Here is a 12962-nt window from a genome sequence, read left to right on the forward strand (position 1 = left end):
CCCGCCGGGCGGTGCGGGTGGCCGCCGGCGTGGACCGGCTCCCGCTGGCCGGCCCGGCGCACGTGGTGGAGTTCGCGCCGCCCCGCAACATCGCCATCGGCGAGGAGACCCCGTGGGGGATCGCCGCGCCGCTGGCCGGACTGCTGCCCGGCACCACCACCGCCAGGTACGCCGAGGCCGAGGCGCCGGCCGACCCGGCCGCCGGATCGGCCGGCCGCCCGCTGGTGCTGGTGGTCCGCGACCTGCACCGCCACGGCTGGATGCGGGCGGCGGTCACCCGGGCCCTCGCCGCCCGCCCGGACGCGGTGGTGGTCGAGCTGGGCGTGCCCGAGCTGGTCACCGGCGCGGTGCACGTGGCCACCCATGGCGCCACCCGGGCCGCCGCGCAGGCCGCCGCCGAGCTGCTCGCCGGACGCCGCTGACCCCCGGCCCGGCCGGGCGACGGCGATCCCCGGCCGGTCCGGGCCGGCGGAACTCAGGGCGCCGGGACGACCAGGTCGGCGTACTCCGGGTGGCGCTCGATGAACTCGGCCATGAACGAGCACTCCGGCACCACCCGGCCGCCCCGGGCGCGGATCTGGTCGAGGGTGCCCTGGACCAGCGCCGCGCCCACCCCCATGCCCCGGTAGCGCTCGTCCACCTCGGTGTGGGTGCAGACCAGCACCTCGCCCCGCGGCACGTACGCGGTGAACCCGGCCAACGCGTTGTCGACCAGGATCTCGAACCGGCGCTCGGCGGGGTTCTCCTCGACCAGGAAGCTCACCCGGCCATTGTCGCCCCGCCGCCGGCCAACCGGTCCAGTTCGGCCAGCAACCGGTCCACCTCCTCGACGGTGTTGTAGTGGTAGACGCTGGCCCGGACCGCGCCGCCGCTGTCCCGCAGCCCCATGGCCTGGAAGTACTCGTAGGCGTAGTAGTCGCCGGAGGAGAGGCAGCAGCCGGCCGCGCCGAGCGCCGCCGCGGTCTCCGCCGGCGTCCGTCCGGCCACCCGGAACGACACCGTGGGGCAGCGTCGGGCGGGGGAGCCGTACACGGTGACGGCCGGGTGGGCGGTGAGCCCGGCGAGCAGCCGGTCGAAGACCGCCTCCTCGTGGGCCTGAGCGGCGGCCAGGCCGGCCCGGACCCGCTCCCGGCGGCTGCCCGTCGCCGCCGGGTCGAGGGTGGCCAGGTGGTCCACCGCGGCGGCCACGCCGGCCAGCAGCGGGAAGCTCGGCGTGCCGTACTCGAACCGGTCCGGGACCGCGTCGGAGGAGGGAAGCAGCTTCGCCGGGCGCAGCGTCTCCCACCGCGCCGGATCGGCGACCATCGCCGCCAGGTGCGGCCCGGACCACTTGTACGCGCTGGTGACCAGGAAGTCCGCGCCGAGCGAGGCCACGTCGACGGGGCCGTGCGGCACCGCGTGCACGCCGTCCACGCAGACCAGCGCGCCGGCCGCGTGGGCGGTCTTGGCGATCGCGGCCACGTCCGGCGCGGTGCCGATGGCGTTGCTGCCGGCGGTCACCGCGACCAGCCGGGTGCGCTCACCGACCAGGTCGGCGTACTGGCCGGCGGGCAGCTCGCCGGTCGCCCGGTCGAACTCCGCCCAGCGGACCGTCGCGCCCGCCGCCTCCGCCGCCTGCACCCACGGCCGCACGTTGGCGTCATGGTCCAGCCGGGAGACCACCACCTCGTCGCCCGGGCGCCAGCCGGCGCCGAGCGTCCGGGCCAGGGTGTACGTCAACGCCGTGGCGCTCGGCCCGAGCACCACCCCCTCGGGCTGCCCGCCGAGCAGGTCGGCCACCGCCGAACGCGCGGCGGCGACCAGGTCCAGCGACCGCCGGCCGGGTATGAAGGCGGTGCTCCGGTTGCCGGTCGCGGCGCCCATCGCGGCGGCGACCGCGTCGATCACCGGCTGGGCGGTCTGGGTGCCGCCGGCTCCGTCGAAGTGGACGAATCCCTCGGTCAGGGCGGGATACGCGGCCCGGACCCGCGCGATGTCGAACGCCATGCCCCGGACCCTAACGTGCAAGGAAGGGCCCCCTGTTAACGCCTGGTGGGGGTAAGGGGGCCCCTCCTAACGCCCCGCCCCGGCGGGCGGCTGGCCGTACCCTTGCCCGGGTGACGAACCGACGCGTTTCCCCCTCGCCGACCCCCGTCCGTCGCGCCGCCGGCCTGCTCGCCGGCCTCGCCCTCGGCGCCGCGCTGCTGGCCGGGTGCAGCTCGGAAGGCGCCTCCACCGACTGCGCCCTGGACTCCTGCACGGTCACCTTCGACCGGGGCGTCGAGGCCAGCGCCACCATCCTCGGCGTGGAGGCGAAGTTGGTCGGCGCGCAGGGCGACCAGGTCACCGTCGAGGTCGCCGGCGAGCAGCTCTCGCTCACCGTCGGCCAGCAGGCCACCGAGGTGGGCGGCTTCCAGGTGAGCCTGGACAGCGTCACCGACCAGAACGTGGTCATCCGGGTCGCGCACAACCTGAACGGCTGACCACGGGCGCGCGGGCGGCGGCCGACGTTTCAAAATCTTCGCATCGGGAGATTGTGGCGCCATGTCACTCACCCGGAACGCCGAAGCCACCGCCGCCCAGGCCGCGAACAGCAGGTGGCTCGAACTGTTGGCCCGGGCCGGATTCATCGGCTACGGGATCGTGCACCTCCTCTTCGCCTGGTTGGCGCTGCAGATCGCCTTCGGCAAGTCGTCAGGCAAGGAGGGCAACCAGACCGGCGCCTTGCGCACCCTCGCCGGCGAGCCGCTCGGCAGGTTCCTCCTGATCGCGATCGCGATCGGCCTGCTCGCCATGGCGATCTGGCAAGGGCTCGAGGCGGCCTTCGGGCACCGCGACAAGCGTGGCCGAAAGCGGATCTTCGAGCGGATCGCCTCCGGCTTCCGGACGGCCATCTACCTCTGGCTCGCCTGGACGGCGGTGAAGGTCTTCCAGGACGCCGCGTCGAACAGCGCCGCGAAGCAGGAGGCGCTCACCGGCAAGCTGATGAGCTCCGGCGGCGGGCGCTGGCTGGTGGGCCTGATCGGCCTGGCCATCGCCGCCTTCGGCATCGGCATGGTCATCTACGGGCTCAAGAAGAAGTTCCTGGCGAACCTGCGCACCGGCGAGATGAGCCCGAAGACGTACACTCTGGCCCGCCGCCTCGGCATGGTCGGCTACGCCGCCCGTGGCTCCGTCTTCGCGATCGCGGGCCTGCTGATCATCGTGGCCGCCGTCAAGTACGACCCGAACAAGGCCCGGGGACTGGACGCCGCGCTGCGCACCCTGCGCGACCAGTCGTACGGGCCGGTGCTGCTGACCCTGATGGCGCTCGGCATCGCCGCCTTCGGCATCTACTGCTTCCTCCAGTCCCGCTTCCGTCGGGTGTGATCCTGGTCGATACCCGGACCGCCGGGCACCATTGGGCCCTTGCCCGATCCGTGCCCGGTTGGAGGGAGAAAGCGTTCGTGCAGAGCTACCTCGAAACGACCGTCGCCGCAGCCGTCGCGGCGGCGGTCGCGCTCCTGCTGGTCGAGGTGGTGCACCGCGTCACCCGTCGGCTCGGCCGGCGGTCGCTGCTGATGACCGAGCTCACCGACCACTCGCACCGCCCGTTCCAGGTGGCGGCGACCGCGCTCGCCGTGCAGCTCGCCGTCCGGTTCACCACCCTCTACGCGGTGGGCAGCCCGTGGCGGCAGCTCGTCCTGCGCACCCTGGTGCTGGCCGTGATCGCGGCGACCGCCTGGCTGGTCGCCTCGCTGCTGGTGGTGGTGGAGGACACCGCGCTGGCCCGGTTCCGGGTGGACGTGCCGAACAACCGGCACGCCCGCCGGGTGCGTACCCAGGTCGTCATGCTGCGCCGGATCACGATCGCGGTGGTCGTCATCCTGGCCATCGGCGTGATGCTGATGACCTTTCCCGCGGTCCGGGGCGTCGGCGCCGGCGTGCTGACCTCCGCCGGGGTGGCCGCGGCGGTCGCCGCCCTGGCCGCCCAGAGCCTGCTGGGCAACGTCTTCGCCGGCCTCCAGCTCGCCTTCAGCGACGCGGTACGCCTCGACGACGTGGTCGTGGTCGAGGGGGAGTGGGGCCGGATCGAGGAGCTGACCCTCAGCTACGTGGTGGTGCAGATCTGGGACGACCGCCGGCTGATCCTGCCCACCTCGTACTTCACCCGCACCCCGTTCCAGAACTGGACGCGGACCGAGGCGGCGGTGCTCGGCACCGCCGAGTTCGACGTCGACTGGGCGGTGCCGGTGCAGGCGATGCGGGAGGAGCTGCGCCGGCTCTGCGAGAGCACCGAGCTGTGGGACGGCCGGGTGTGCGTGCTCCAGGTGACCGACGCCACCGGTGGCATGATCCAGGTCCGTGCCCTGGTCAGCGCCGCCGACGCCGGGAGCCTGTGGGATCTGCGCTGCCTGGTCCGCGAGCACCTGGTGGCCTGGATCCGCGACCACCGGCCGACCGCGCTGCCCCGGATGCGCGCCGAGTTGGGCGACGCCGCGGGGCCGCTGCCCTGGCAGGTGGTGGCGCCGCGCCGGTCGATCCGCCGGCGGCCCGACACCGACATTCCCGACGACGCGCGGGTCTTCGGTGGCAGCGACGACGGCGAGGCCCGCAGCGAGACCTTCGGCGGCAGCGACGACACCGACGCCCGCACCGGGACCGGCGCGGGCCGGGCCGAGCCGGCCGACGCCCGCCGCTGACTCCGCACCGCCGCCTGCCGCCCGCCGCCCCTTGATCGACTCGAGCTGCGGCAGATCGGGCTGTCCCGACGGCGCGAGGCACCGGCTAGCGGCAGGGCGAGTCGATCAAGCAGCCGACCGGCCGGCTCGGGTCGACTCGCCCGCCGCGGGTTTGTTCCGCCCGATCCGGGGGACCTGCTGCGCACGCCCCGGTTCCGGCCCGGCAACGGGCCGGGACGCACGGCGGCGTGCGGCCGGGCCGACCGGCCGTTCCGCGCAGGATTGACGGGCGGCGACTCCGGGCATACAGCGCGGTGATGATGAAAGGAGGACAGCATGGCTGACGTCGCGAGTCGCAGCACGTCCCGGACCGGGAGCGAGCCGTCCACCGCCGAACTGGTGCAGCGGGCCACCGAGCAGGTCTCCCGCCTGGTGCGGGACGAACTGGCGCTGGCCCGGGCGGAACTGACCCAGAAGGGCAAGCACGCGGGGATCGGGATCGGTCTGTTCGGCGGCGGCGGGGTGATGGCGTTCTTCGGCGCCGGCGCGCTGGTCGCCACGGTGATCCTGCTGCTGGCGCTGGTGATGCCCGCGTGGCTGGCCGCCCTGATCGTCGCGGTGGCGCTCTTCCTGCTCGCCGGGATCCTCGCGCTGGTCGGCAAGAGCCAGGTCAGCCGTGCCGTCCCGCCGGTGCCGGAGGCGACGGTCCGCAGTGTCCGGGCGGACGTGGACACCGTCACCGCCGCGGTGAAGGACGGGAGGCGGGCATGACCGGCAACGGGACCGGCGACGTGGCGGCGCTCCGTGAGGAGATCCGCCGGACCCGGGTGGAGTTGGGTGAGACGATGGAGCTGTTGGCCGCCCGGGCCGACCCCAAGGCCCTGCTCCGGCACGGCGCCGAGCAGGCGAAGGTGCGGATGCGCGAGCAGGCGGCACTGACCGCGGCCCGGGTGCGCGGGCGGGCGACGAGCAAGGCCCGGCTGGCACGGGCGCGGGCGTACGAGAAGGGTGGGGCGGTCGGGCGCAGCCCGCTGCCGTGGGCGGCCGTGGCGGCCGGCGCGGTGGCGACCGCGGTGGTGCTGCTGATCGTCCGAGGGAGGCGTAGGTGAGCAACAGGATCGGCAAGGTCGCGTACAAGCCCGTCGGGGTGCTGCTCGGGCTGGCCGCCGGTACGGTCGCCGGGGTGATCTTCCGGCAGGTCTGGAAGATCACGGCGGGCGACGGCGAGGCGCCCAGCGCCACCGACGAGGACCGCGGCTGGGGCGAGATCCTGGCCGCCGCGGCGTTGCAGGGCGCCATCTTCGCGGCCGTCCGGGCCGCAGTGGACCGGGGCGGGGCGGTCGGCGTACGCCGGCTCACCGGCCACTGGCCCGACTGATCCGTTACCCGTGTGGGCCCCTTTCCCGAGCCGGGAAAGGGGCCTTTCGCATGGTCCGCCCGGTACGCCCAGTGGATCTGCCGCAACCGTCAGGTCACATGTCGGAGAATTTCGTCGGGTAGGCTGTGCAGAGTTTTTGCGTACGTGGTTTGCTGTCTCACGCTGTTGAGAGACGCGTGGGTTGAGAGAAGTCTCCTTCACCGGGGGCCGCCTCAGGCGCCGCTGCTCGAAAACGGCCAATCGGCCGCACGGCGTGCTCGGCCGCCAGTTTTAGAAGGAGATACACATGGCGCAGGGAACCGTGAAGTGGTTCAACGCTGACAAGGGCTTCGGCTTCATCACCGTCGACGGCGGGGGTGCTGACGTGTTCGTCCACTTCTCGGCCATCCAGACCAGCGGCTACCGCACGCTGGAGGAGAACCAGCGGGTGGAGTTCGAGATCGCCCAGGGTCAGAAGGGTCCGCAGGCCGAGCAGGTCCGCCCCATCTGAGCTACCGGGCCGGCCACGCCGGCCGGCACGAAGCCCCGCATCCCGTTTCCGGGAGGCGGGGCTTTTCCGTGTCGATGGCGAGTTGTCGAGGTCAGCCGCGCCGGCGGCGGGCCCGCATCCCGTACCAGAGCGTGACGAGTCCGATGAGGACGACCGCCGGGCCGATCACCGCCCAGACGCGCCGGCCGGTCATGACGCTGCCGTCCACGTAACCCAATCCCTGCACGGTCCACAGTGCGCCCAGCACGACGGCCAGCAGTCCCACGGTGAGCCGGAACCAGCCCCTCATCGCTTCCCCTCCGACGACGCCCGTCCGGCTCCAGCATGCCGGCCGGCGGCCCGCGGCGACGCCGCGGCGCGCCGCCGGTGGGTCGGGGTCACCACCGGTCGTGGACCTGCGGCCGGATCAACTCGTCGTACGTCGCGCGGACGGCGGCCAGCTCCACTTCGGTGAGCGGCGCCAGGCCGGCCGCACCCGCGTTGCGCCGGGCCTGCTCGGCGTCGCGGGCGCCGGGGATCACCACGGTGACGCCGGGCTGGTCGAGGATCCAGCGGAGCGCGAACTGGGCCATGGTGCGGTCCGCGCCGACCAGCGGGGCGAGCCGGCGGACGGCGGCCAGACCGAGGTCGTAGTCGACGCCGGAGAAGGTCTCGCCGACGTCGAAGGACTCGCCGTGCCGGTTGAAGTTCCGGTGGTCGTTCGCCGGGAAGGTGGTGTGCTCGTCGTACCGGCCGGAGAGCAGCCCGCTGGCCAGCGGCACCCGGGCGATGATGCCGACCCCGGCGGCGGCCGCGGCGGGCAGCACCCGCTCCAGGGGCTTGTGCCGGACCGCGTTGAGGATGATCTGGACGCTGGCCACGCCGGGCCGGGCGATGGCGGTGAGCGCCTGCTCGCAGGTTTCCACGCTTACCCCGTAGCCGGCGATCCGCTTCTCGGCGACCAGGGTGTCCAGCGCGTCGAAGACCCGGTCGTCGGCGAAGACGGCGGTGGGCGGGCAGTGCAGCTGCACCAGATCGAGGGTGTCCACGCCGAGGTTGGCCCGGGAGCGGTCGGTCCAGGCCCGGAAGTTGTCCAGGGTGTACGCCTCCGGCGTCTGCGGCACCCGCCGGCCCATCTTCGTGGCGACGGTGAGCCCGTGCCCGGGGTGCTCGCGGAGGAACCGGCCGATCAGCCGCTCGCTGCGGCCGTCGCCGTACACGTCGGCGGTGTCCAGGAAGGTGACCCCGGCGTCGACGGCGGCGGCCACGACGTCCAGGGCGGCGCTCTCGCTGACCTCACCCCAGTCGGCGCCGAGCTGCCAGGCGCCGAGTCCGACGATGCCGACGTGCCGGCCGAGCCGGTCGAAGCTGCGCTGTTCCACGGGTCCGAGCCTAGTGATGCCCTTGCCGACCCGCGCGGCGGGCCGTACCGTCTAGCAAGACGTACGTACGGTTTGGAGGCTGTCATGTGGGACCCGACCACCTATCTGCGCTACGGCGACGAGCGCTCCCGGCCGTTCCACGACCTGCTCGCCCGGGTCGGCGCCGAACGTCCCCGGGCGGTGGTCGACCTGGGCTGCGGGCCCGGCACGCTGACCGCCACCCTCGCCGGACGCTGGCCGGGCAGCCGGATCACCGGCCTGGACTCCTCCGTCGAGATGATCGACGAGGCCCGCGCCCGCGCCCGTACCCGGGTCCGCGCCCTGGCCGGAGCCGGCGTCGCCACCGAGCCGGTCACCTTCACCGTCGGTGACGTGCGCGCCTGGCACCCGGCGCCCGACGTGGACGTGGTGGTCTGCAACGCGGTGCTCCAGTGGGTCCCCGACCACCAGGAACTGCTCACCCGCTGGGCCGCCGAACTGCCGTCGGGGGCCTGGCTGGCGATCCAGGTGCCGGGCAACTTCGCCGCCCCGTCGCACCGGGCGCTGCGCGAGGTCGCCCGGCGGGACCGGTGGCGCGACACGCTCGCGCCGCTGCTGCGCGAGGCGCCCGTCGACGACCCGACCGACTACGCCGCGCTGCTGGTCGGTGCCGGCTGCGCGGTCGACGCCTGGGAGACTACCTACGTGCACCTGCTCCCGGCCGCGGCCGACGCGGACCACCCGGTGCTGACCTGGATGGAAGGGACCGCGCTGCGCCCGGTCCGGGCCGCGCTGGACGCCGCCGGCTGGGCGGACTTCCGCGCCGAGCTGGGGGTACGCCTCGCGCAGGCGTACCCGGTGCGGCAGGGTCAGGTGTACTTCCCGTTCCGCCGGATCTTCGTGGTGGCCCGTACCGGCGCCCGCGCAGAGGAGAATTCGTGACCGACCTGCCCACCTTCATCGCCGGACTGCCCAAGGTGGAGCTGCACGTGCACCACGTCGGCTCCGCCTCGCCCCGGATCGTCGCCGAGCTGGCCGCCCGGCACGAGGGGCGCAGCCCGGTGCCGGCCGACCCGGAAGCGCTCGCCGACTACTTCGCGTTCCGCGACTTCGCCCACTTCATCGAGGTCTACCTGAGCGTGGTGGACCTGATCCGGGACGCCGACGACGTCTGGCTGCTCACCCACGAGGTGGCCCGGGAGCTGGCCCGGCAGCAGGTGCGGTACGCCGAGCTGACCGTCACCCCGTACTCCCACGTCCACCGGGGCATCCCCGCACCGGCGTTCTGCGAGGCGATCGAGGACGCCCGCAAGCGGGCCGAGGCGGACTTCGGCATCGCCCTGCGCTGGTGCTTCGACATCCCCGGCGAGGCCGGCCTGCCGGCCGCCGAGGAGACGCTGCGGATCGCGCTGGAGGAGCGGCCCGACGGGCTGATCAGCTTCGGCCTGGGCGGCCCCGAGATCGGGGTGCCCCGGCCGCAGTTCAAGCCGTACTTCGACCAGGCCCGGGCGGCCGGGCTCCGTTCGGTGCCGCACGCGGGCGAGACCACCGGCCCGGAGACCATCTGGGACGCGCTGCGCGAGTTGGGCGCGGAGCGGATCGGCCACGGCATCGCCGCCGTGCTCGACCCGGAGCTGCTGGCTTATCTTGCGGAGCGGCGGATCCCGCTGGAGGTCTGCCCCACCTCCAACGTCCGTACCCGGGCGGTGGCCAGCATCGAGGAGCACCCGCTGCGGCAGCTCGTCGAGGCCGGGGCGTTGGTCACCATCAACTCCGACGACCCGCCGATGTTCGGCACCACCCTGAACGACGAGTACGCCGTGGCCGCGCGGCTGCTCGACGCCGGCCCCGAGGGGCTCGCCGCGCTGGCCCGCGACGCCGTCACCGCGTCGTTCCTGGAGCCCGGGGAGCAGGCCCGGATCAGCGGTGAGATCGACGCCTACCTGGCGGCCGCGACACGCTGACCGGGCGGGACGGCACCGGCCGCCGGGTCACCCGCAGCGGCCGGTGCCGCCCGGACAGCGCCAGGAGGAAGCCGCCGAGCATGCCGACCGAGGTGACCGGGCCGAGCCCGGACGCGCCCGTGCCCGAGCGGCCCGGACCGTACGCGAGCACCGGGTCCTGCCAGGCGGCGAGCGTGAGGGCGACACCCACCCCGATCACGGCGGCCCAGCGGAGCAGGCGGCTGACGGTCGGCGTCATCACGGTCACCTCACGCCCGGGGTGCGGCTCGACGGGGGAGTGGCGCGCGACGGGAGCGAGGTGTGGGGGGACCGAACTCCCGCCGCGCGCACGCTCCACCGACCGGATGGTGTTACGGGGCGTACCGGCCGGTGGAACTGATGGGTTCGGTCCTGATCCTGACACCCGGGTGTGGCCGGCCGGCGGTCGTTAACCCTTATCTAAGGAAGACTTGCGTCGGCCCACAGCCGGACCGGTCAGCGGGGCCGCGGCCAGCGGCGCCCGCCGCTCTTCTGCTCCCGCGCGTCCCGGGCCATCCGGCCGACCAGCCCGAACCGGCTGACCTGCCGGGGCGTCGCCTCGGGGTCGGCGAGCAGCATCACCACGCTGGCCCCGCCCAGCCCGGCCCGGTCGATGCTGACCGACCCGTTGGCCTGCAAGGCGACCCGCTTGGCGATGTCCAGCCCCAGGCCGGTGGAGCCGCGGTCGCTGGCCCCGCGGCGCAGCGCCCGGTCGGGGTCGGCGATGCCCGGACCGGCGTCGTCGATCCGGATCGCCACCCAGCCGTCCCGCCGGCTCACCGCCACCTCGAACGCGGTGCCCTGCGGGGTGTAGCGGAAGACGTTGCCGATCACCGCGTCGAGGGCGGCGGCCAGCTCGGCCCGGGGCACCGGCGCCGGGATGCGCAACTGGGCGCCGACCACCCGGTGCGGCCGGTTCTGGTCGCCGGCGAGCGCCGACCAGAAGATCATCCGGTCCCGGACCACCTCGCTGACGTCGCAGCTGGCCGGCCCGGTCTCCTGGCTGACCGCCTTGCGGGTGGTCTTGATCAGCTGGTCGACCTCGCCCTCCAGGGTGGCGATCGCCTGCCGGATCCGCCGGATGCCCCGGCGGCGGTCCAGTTCCGCCTCGCTGAAGGTGCCGATGCTGGTGTCGTCGGACTCGAGCGCCTCGGCGTCGAGCCGCAGCGCGGTCAGCGGGGTACGCAGCCGGTGGGAGAGGTCCGCCACCAGCTCGCGTTCGTCGGCGCGTAGCGCGACCAGGTGCTCGGCCATCCGGTTGAAGGCGTGGCCGACCTCGGCCAGGTCCCGCGGGCCGGTCGGCTCGACCCGTACGTCCAGCTCGCCGTCGCCGATCGCGAGCGCCGCCTTGACCAGCTCACCGGCGGCGTCGGCCGTGCGGGCGGCGACCCTGTCGACCACGATCACGGCGGCCCCGACCAGCGCCACCGCCACGGTGAGCAGCAGCAGCCACCGGCCGTCGCGGCCCTCGTCGAGCACCCGGTCGGGGACGAAGACCTCCACCACGGCCACCTTGTCGCCGAGCACCACCGGGTCGAGCCGGAGCACGCCGCCGGGCACGTCGGTGACCATCGAGCGCCGCTCCGCCTCGGCCCGGGCCAGCGTCGCCGCGTCGGCCCGGCCGCGGGACTCGTCGTCCCCGATGCCGTGCACCACCGGTCGCAGCGCCGGGTCGTCCCCGCTGGCCGCCACCGCCCGCCGGACGACCGCCGGATCGGTGCTGACCGCGAGGGCGCCGGTGACCAGGGCGGCCCGCCGGGCCGCGTCGGCCAGCTTCTGGTCGCGGGCGCGGTCGCCGAGGGTGATCCCGAGGGGGACGAGGAAGGCGAGTGCGAGGAGGCTGCACATGCCGGCCGTGAGCCAGGCCAGCGCCGGCCTCAGTCCGGCGCCACCAGCCGGAAGCCGACCCCCCGCACGGTGCGCAGGTAGCGCGGCTTCGCCGCGGACTCGCCCATTTTGCGGCGCAGCCAGTACAGATGAACGTCGATGGTCTGGTCCTCGCCGACCGATGGCTGCCGCCATACCTCCTCCAAGAGTTCCCGCCGGGACACTACCCGGCCGGGACGTGCGGCGAGATACGCCAGCAGGTCGAATTCCTTGCGGGTGAGCGCGAGGGGTTCGCCGTCCAGCACCGCGCTGCGCTCGCCCACGTCGACCCGCAGGCCGCCCACCGTGTGCACCGCCGGCTGCACGGCCCGGCTGGCCCGGCCGGCCCGGCGCAGCACGGTGGTGATCCGGGCGTCCAGGTGCGCGCCGGTGAACGGCTTGACCATGTAGTCGTCCGCGCCCGCCCGGAGCAGCCGGACCACGGACTGCTCGTCGTCGCGGGCGGTGGCGATGATGATCGGCACGTCGGTGATGCCGCGCAGCATGCGCAGCGCGTCGGAGCCGTCCAGGTCGGGCAGGCCGAGGTCGAGCACGACCAGGTCCGGCGTCTCGGCGGCCACCCGGCGCAGCGCGTCCAGCGCCGTGCCGACGGCGTGCACGGCGTGCCCCCGGTCGGTGAGGGACCGCAGCATCGCGCCGCGTACGACGTGATCGTCTTCGACCAGGAGGACGGTTGCCACGTCAAGAAGGTACTCGGCGTGGCAAGTTGATCGCGTTGCGGCACTCTGCGGAAGCGGGCAAGCTGGGACGACGATGACGTTCACCCTCTTCCCCGACACCCGCCTCACGCTCGCCCGCGACTCGCTCGCCGGCCTCTCGGTCGGCGACGCCCTCGGCGGGCGGTTCTTCGTCCCCGGCGGCGAGGTGGCGCGCTGGCGGGACGCGCTCCCGGCCGGCCCGTGGGAGTGGAGCGACGACACCGAGATGGCGTGTTCCGTGGTGGCCGTGCTGACCGGACACGGGGCGATCGACCGGGACGAGCTGGCCGTCGCCTTCGCCGACCGCTACGACCCGGCCCGCCGGTACGGGGCCGGGGCCGTGGAGCTGCTCGAGCTGATCCGGGCCGGCACCCCGTGGCCGGTGGCCGCCGCCGCCGCGTTCGACGGACAGGGCTCCTGCGGCAACGGCGCCGCCATGCGGATCGCCCCGCTCGGCGCCTGGTACGCCGACTCGACCCGGCGCGCCGCCGACCAGGCCCGCGCCGCCGCCGAGGTGACCCACGCCCACCCGGAGGGCATCGCCGGG

The 12962-nt window shown here is 74.3% G+C and carries 17 protein-coding genes and 1 pseudogene; 11 read left to right on the forward strand and 7 right to left on the reverse strand.

Annotated elements, in window-relative coordinates; genetic code table 11:
• Nucleotides 1–422 (forward strand): annotated as a pseudogene (locus tag EFE23_RS25080) (glycoside hydrolase family 3 protein); the annotation flags it as partial.
• Nucleotides 423–475: 53 nt separating this feature from the next.
• Here EFE23_RS25080 and EFE23_RS25085 read toward each other — a convergent pair.
• A complete protein-coding gene (locus tag EFE23_RS25085) occupies nucleotides 476–763 on the reverse strand; it encodes a GNAT family N-acetyltransferase (protein WP_123243377.1) in 288 nt (95 codons plus the stop codon).
• Nucleotides 760–1986 carry a cysteine desulfurase-like protein gene (locus EFE23_RS25090; RefSeq protein WP_123243378.1) on the reverse strand — a complete coding sequence of 409 codons (1227 nt, stop codon included), beginning with the start codon at nucleotides 1984–1986 and terminating at the stop codon, nucleotides 760–762. Before EFE23_RS25090 ends, EFE23_RS25085 begins: the two co-directional genes overlap by 4 nt.
• A 110-nt stretch (nucleotides 1987–2096) precedes the next feature.
• Here EFE23_RS25090 and EFE23_RS25095 point away from each other — a divergent pair, with 110 nt between their 5' ends.
• The 7 genes from EFE23_RS25095 to EFE23_RS25125 all read left to right on the forward strand — a co-directional run bounded on the left by EFE23_RS25095 (nucleotide 2097) and on the right by EFE23_RS25125 (nucleotide 6508).
• Nucleotides 2097–2462 carry a hypothetical protein gene (locus EFE23_RS25095; RefSeq protein WP_123243379.1) on the forward strand — a complete coding sequence of 122 codons (366 nt, stop codon included), beginning with the start codon at nucleotides 2097–2099 and terminating at the stop codon, nucleotides 2460–2462.
• 61 nt (nucleotides 2463–2523) lie between these two features.
• The gene (locus EFE23_RS25100; protein WP_123243380.1) at nucleotides 2524–3348 is read left to right on the forward strand and encodes a DUF1206 domain-containing protein; all 825 of its coding nucleotides are present in this window, start codon (nucleotides 2524–2526) and stop codon (nucleotides 3346–3348) included.
• Between the two features lie 77 nt (nucleotides 3349–3425).
• The gene (locus EFE23_RS25105) at nucleotides 3426–4661 is read left to right on the forward strand and encodes a mechanosensitive ion channel family protein (RefSeq protein WP_123243381.1); all 1236 of its coding nucleotides are present in this window, start codon (nucleotides 3426–3428) and stop codon (nucleotides 4659–4661) included.
• 315 nt (nucleotides 4662–4976) lie between these two features.
• Nucleotides 4977–5411 (forward strand): phage holin family protein, encoded by a 435-nt coding sequence (locus tag EFE23_RS25110; RefSeq protein WP_123243382.1) that lies wholly within the window; start codon nucleotides 4977–4979, stop codon nucleotides 5409–5411.
• Complete coding sequence (locus EFE23_RS25115; RefSeq protein ID WP_123243383.1) at nucleotides 5408–5749, forward strand: DUF3618 domain-containing protein; 342 nt, start codon at nucleotides 5408–5410, stop codon at nucleotides 5747–5749. The genes EFE23_RS25110 and EFE23_RS25115 overlap by 4 nt, the downstream gene beginning before the upstream one ends.
• The gene (locus EFE23_RS25120) at nucleotides 5746–6018 is read left to right on the forward strand and encodes a DUF4235 domain-containing protein (RefSeq protein ID WP_123243384.1); all 273 of its coding nucleotides are present in this window, start codon (nucleotides 5746–5748) and stop codon (nucleotides 6016–6018) included. The genes EFE23_RS25115 and EFE23_RS25120 overlap by 4 nt, the downstream gene beginning before the upstream one ends.
• A gap of 286 nt (nucleotides 6019–6304) precedes the next feature.
• Entirely contained in the window at nucleotides 6305–6508 is a 204-nt protein-coding gene (locus EFE23_RS25125; protein ID WP_007075740.1) for a cold-shock protein, read from the forward strand.
• A gap of 91 nt (nucleotides 6509–6599) precedes the next feature.
• Here EFE23_RS25125 and EFE23_RS25130 read toward each other — a convergent pair whose 3' ends face one another.
• Nucleotides 6600–6797 (reverse strand): hypothetical protein, encoded by a 198-nt coding sequence (locus EFE23_RS25130; RefSeq protein ID WP_123243385.1) that lies wholly within the window; start codon nucleotides 6795–6797, stop codon nucleotides 6600–6602.
• Between the two features lie 88 nt (nucleotides 6798–6885).
• Complete coding sequence (locus EFE23_RS25135) at nucleotides 6886–7869, reverse strand: aldo/keto reductase (RefSeq protein ID WP_123243386.1); 984 nt, start codon at nucleotides 7867–7869, stop codon at nucleotides 6886–6888.
• Between the two features lie 84 nt (nucleotides 7870–7953).
• Between EFE23_RS25135 and EFE23_RS25140 the strand changes: the two genes are divergently transcribed.
• Together EFE23_RS25140 and EFE23_RS25145 are read left to right on the forward strand one after the other, a co-directional pair.
• Nucleotides 7954–8790, forward strand: coding sequence for a trans-aconitate 2-methyltransferase (locus tag EFE23_RS25140; protein ID WP_123243387.1), 837 nt, complete (start codon nucleotides 7954–7956; stop codon nucleotides 8788–8790).
• A complete protein-coding gene (locus tag EFE23_RS25145) occupies nucleotides 8787–9812 on the forward strand; it encodes an adenosine deaminase (protein ID WP_123243388.1) in 1026 nt (341 codons plus the stop codon). The genes EFE23_RS25140 and EFE23_RS25145 overlap by 4 nt, the downstream gene beginning before the upstream one ends.
• Here the strand turns inward: EFE23_RS25145 and EFE23_RS25150 are convergent.
• The 3 genes from EFE23_RS25150 to EFE23_RS25160 form a co-directional block, all read right to left on the reverse strand.
• On the reverse strand, nucleotides 9769–10050 hold the full coding sequence (locus EFE23_RS25150; protein ID WP_148058526.1) for a hypothetical protein: 282 nt from the start codon (nucleotides 10048–10050) through the stop codon (nucleotides 9769–9771). The genes EFE23_RS25145 and EFE23_RS25150 overlap by 44 nt on opposite strands.
• 236 nt (nucleotides 10051–10286) lie before the next feature.
• On the reverse strand, nucleotides 10287–11678 hold the full coding sequence (locus tag EFE23_RS25155; RefSeq protein WP_123243390.1) for a HAMP domain-containing sensor histidine kinase: 1392 nt from the start codon (nucleotides 11676–11678) through the stop codon (nucleotides 10287–10289).
• Nucleotides 11679–11707: 29 nt separating this feature from the next.
• On the reverse strand, nucleotides 11708–12397 hold the full coding sequence (locus EFE23_RS25160) for a response regulator transcription factor (protein WP_123243391.1): 690 nt from the start codon (nucleotides 12395–12397) through the stop codon (nucleotides 11708–11710).
• 73 nt (nucleotides 12398–12470) lie between these two features.
• On the opposite strand from EFE23_RS25160, the gene EFE23_RS25165 reads away from it, so the two are divergent.
• A partial coding sequence (locus EFE23_RS25165; RefSeq protein ID WP_199737225.1) for an ADP-ribosylglycohydrolase family protein occupies nucleotides 12471–12962 on the forward strand: 492 nt, incomplete at its 3' end.

The sequence above is a fragment of the Micromonospora solifontis genome, assembly GCF_003725545.1.
Taxonomy (GTDB): domain Bacteria; phylum Actinomycetota; class Actinomycetes; order Mycobacteriales; family Micromonosporaceae; genus Micromonospora; species Micromonospora solifontis.

What these genes read in the sequence shown, in the direction of transcription:
- EFE23_RS25090 (WP_123243378.1), bottom strand. Translation starts at nt 1,986, where the DNA reads ATGGCGTTCGACATCGCGCGGGTCCGGGCCGCGTATCCCGCCCTGACC.
- EFE23_RS25100 (WP_123243380.1), top strand. Translation starts at nt 2,524, where the DNA reads ATGTCACTCACCCGGAACGCCGAAGCCACCGCCGCCCAGGCCGCGAAC.
- EFE23_RS25110 (WP_123243382.1), top strand. Translation starts at nt 4,977, where the DNA reads ATGGCTGACGTCGCGAGTCGCAGCACGTCCCGGACCGGGAGCGAGCCG.
- EFE23_RS25115 (WP_123243383.1), top strand. Translation starts at nt 5,408, where the DNA reads ATGACCGGCAACGGGACCGGCGACGTGGCGGCGCTCCGTGAGGAGATC.
- EFE23_RS25125 (WP_007075740.1), top strand. Translation starts at nt 6,305, where the DNA reads ATGGCGCAGGGAACCGTGAAGTGGTTCAACGCTGACAAGGGCTTCGGC.
- EFE23_RS25130 (WP_123243385.1), bottom strand. Translation starts at nt 6,797, where the DNA reads ATGAGGGGCTGGTTCCGGCTCACCGTGGGACTGCTGGCCGTCGTGCTG.
- EFE23_RS25140 (WP_123243387.1), top strand. Translation starts at nt 7,954, where the DNA reads ATGTGGGACCCGACCACCTATCTGCGCTACGGCGACGAGCGCTCCCGG.
- EFE23_RS25150 (WP_148058526.1), bottom strand. Translation starts at nt 10,050, where the DNA reads ATGACGCCGACCGTCAGCCGCCTGCTCCGCTGGGCCGCCGTGATCGGG.
- EFE23_RS25155 (WP_123243390.1), bottom strand. Translation starts at nt 11,678, where the DNA reads ATGTGCAGCCTCCTCGCACTCGCCTTCCTCGTCCCCCTCGGGATCACC.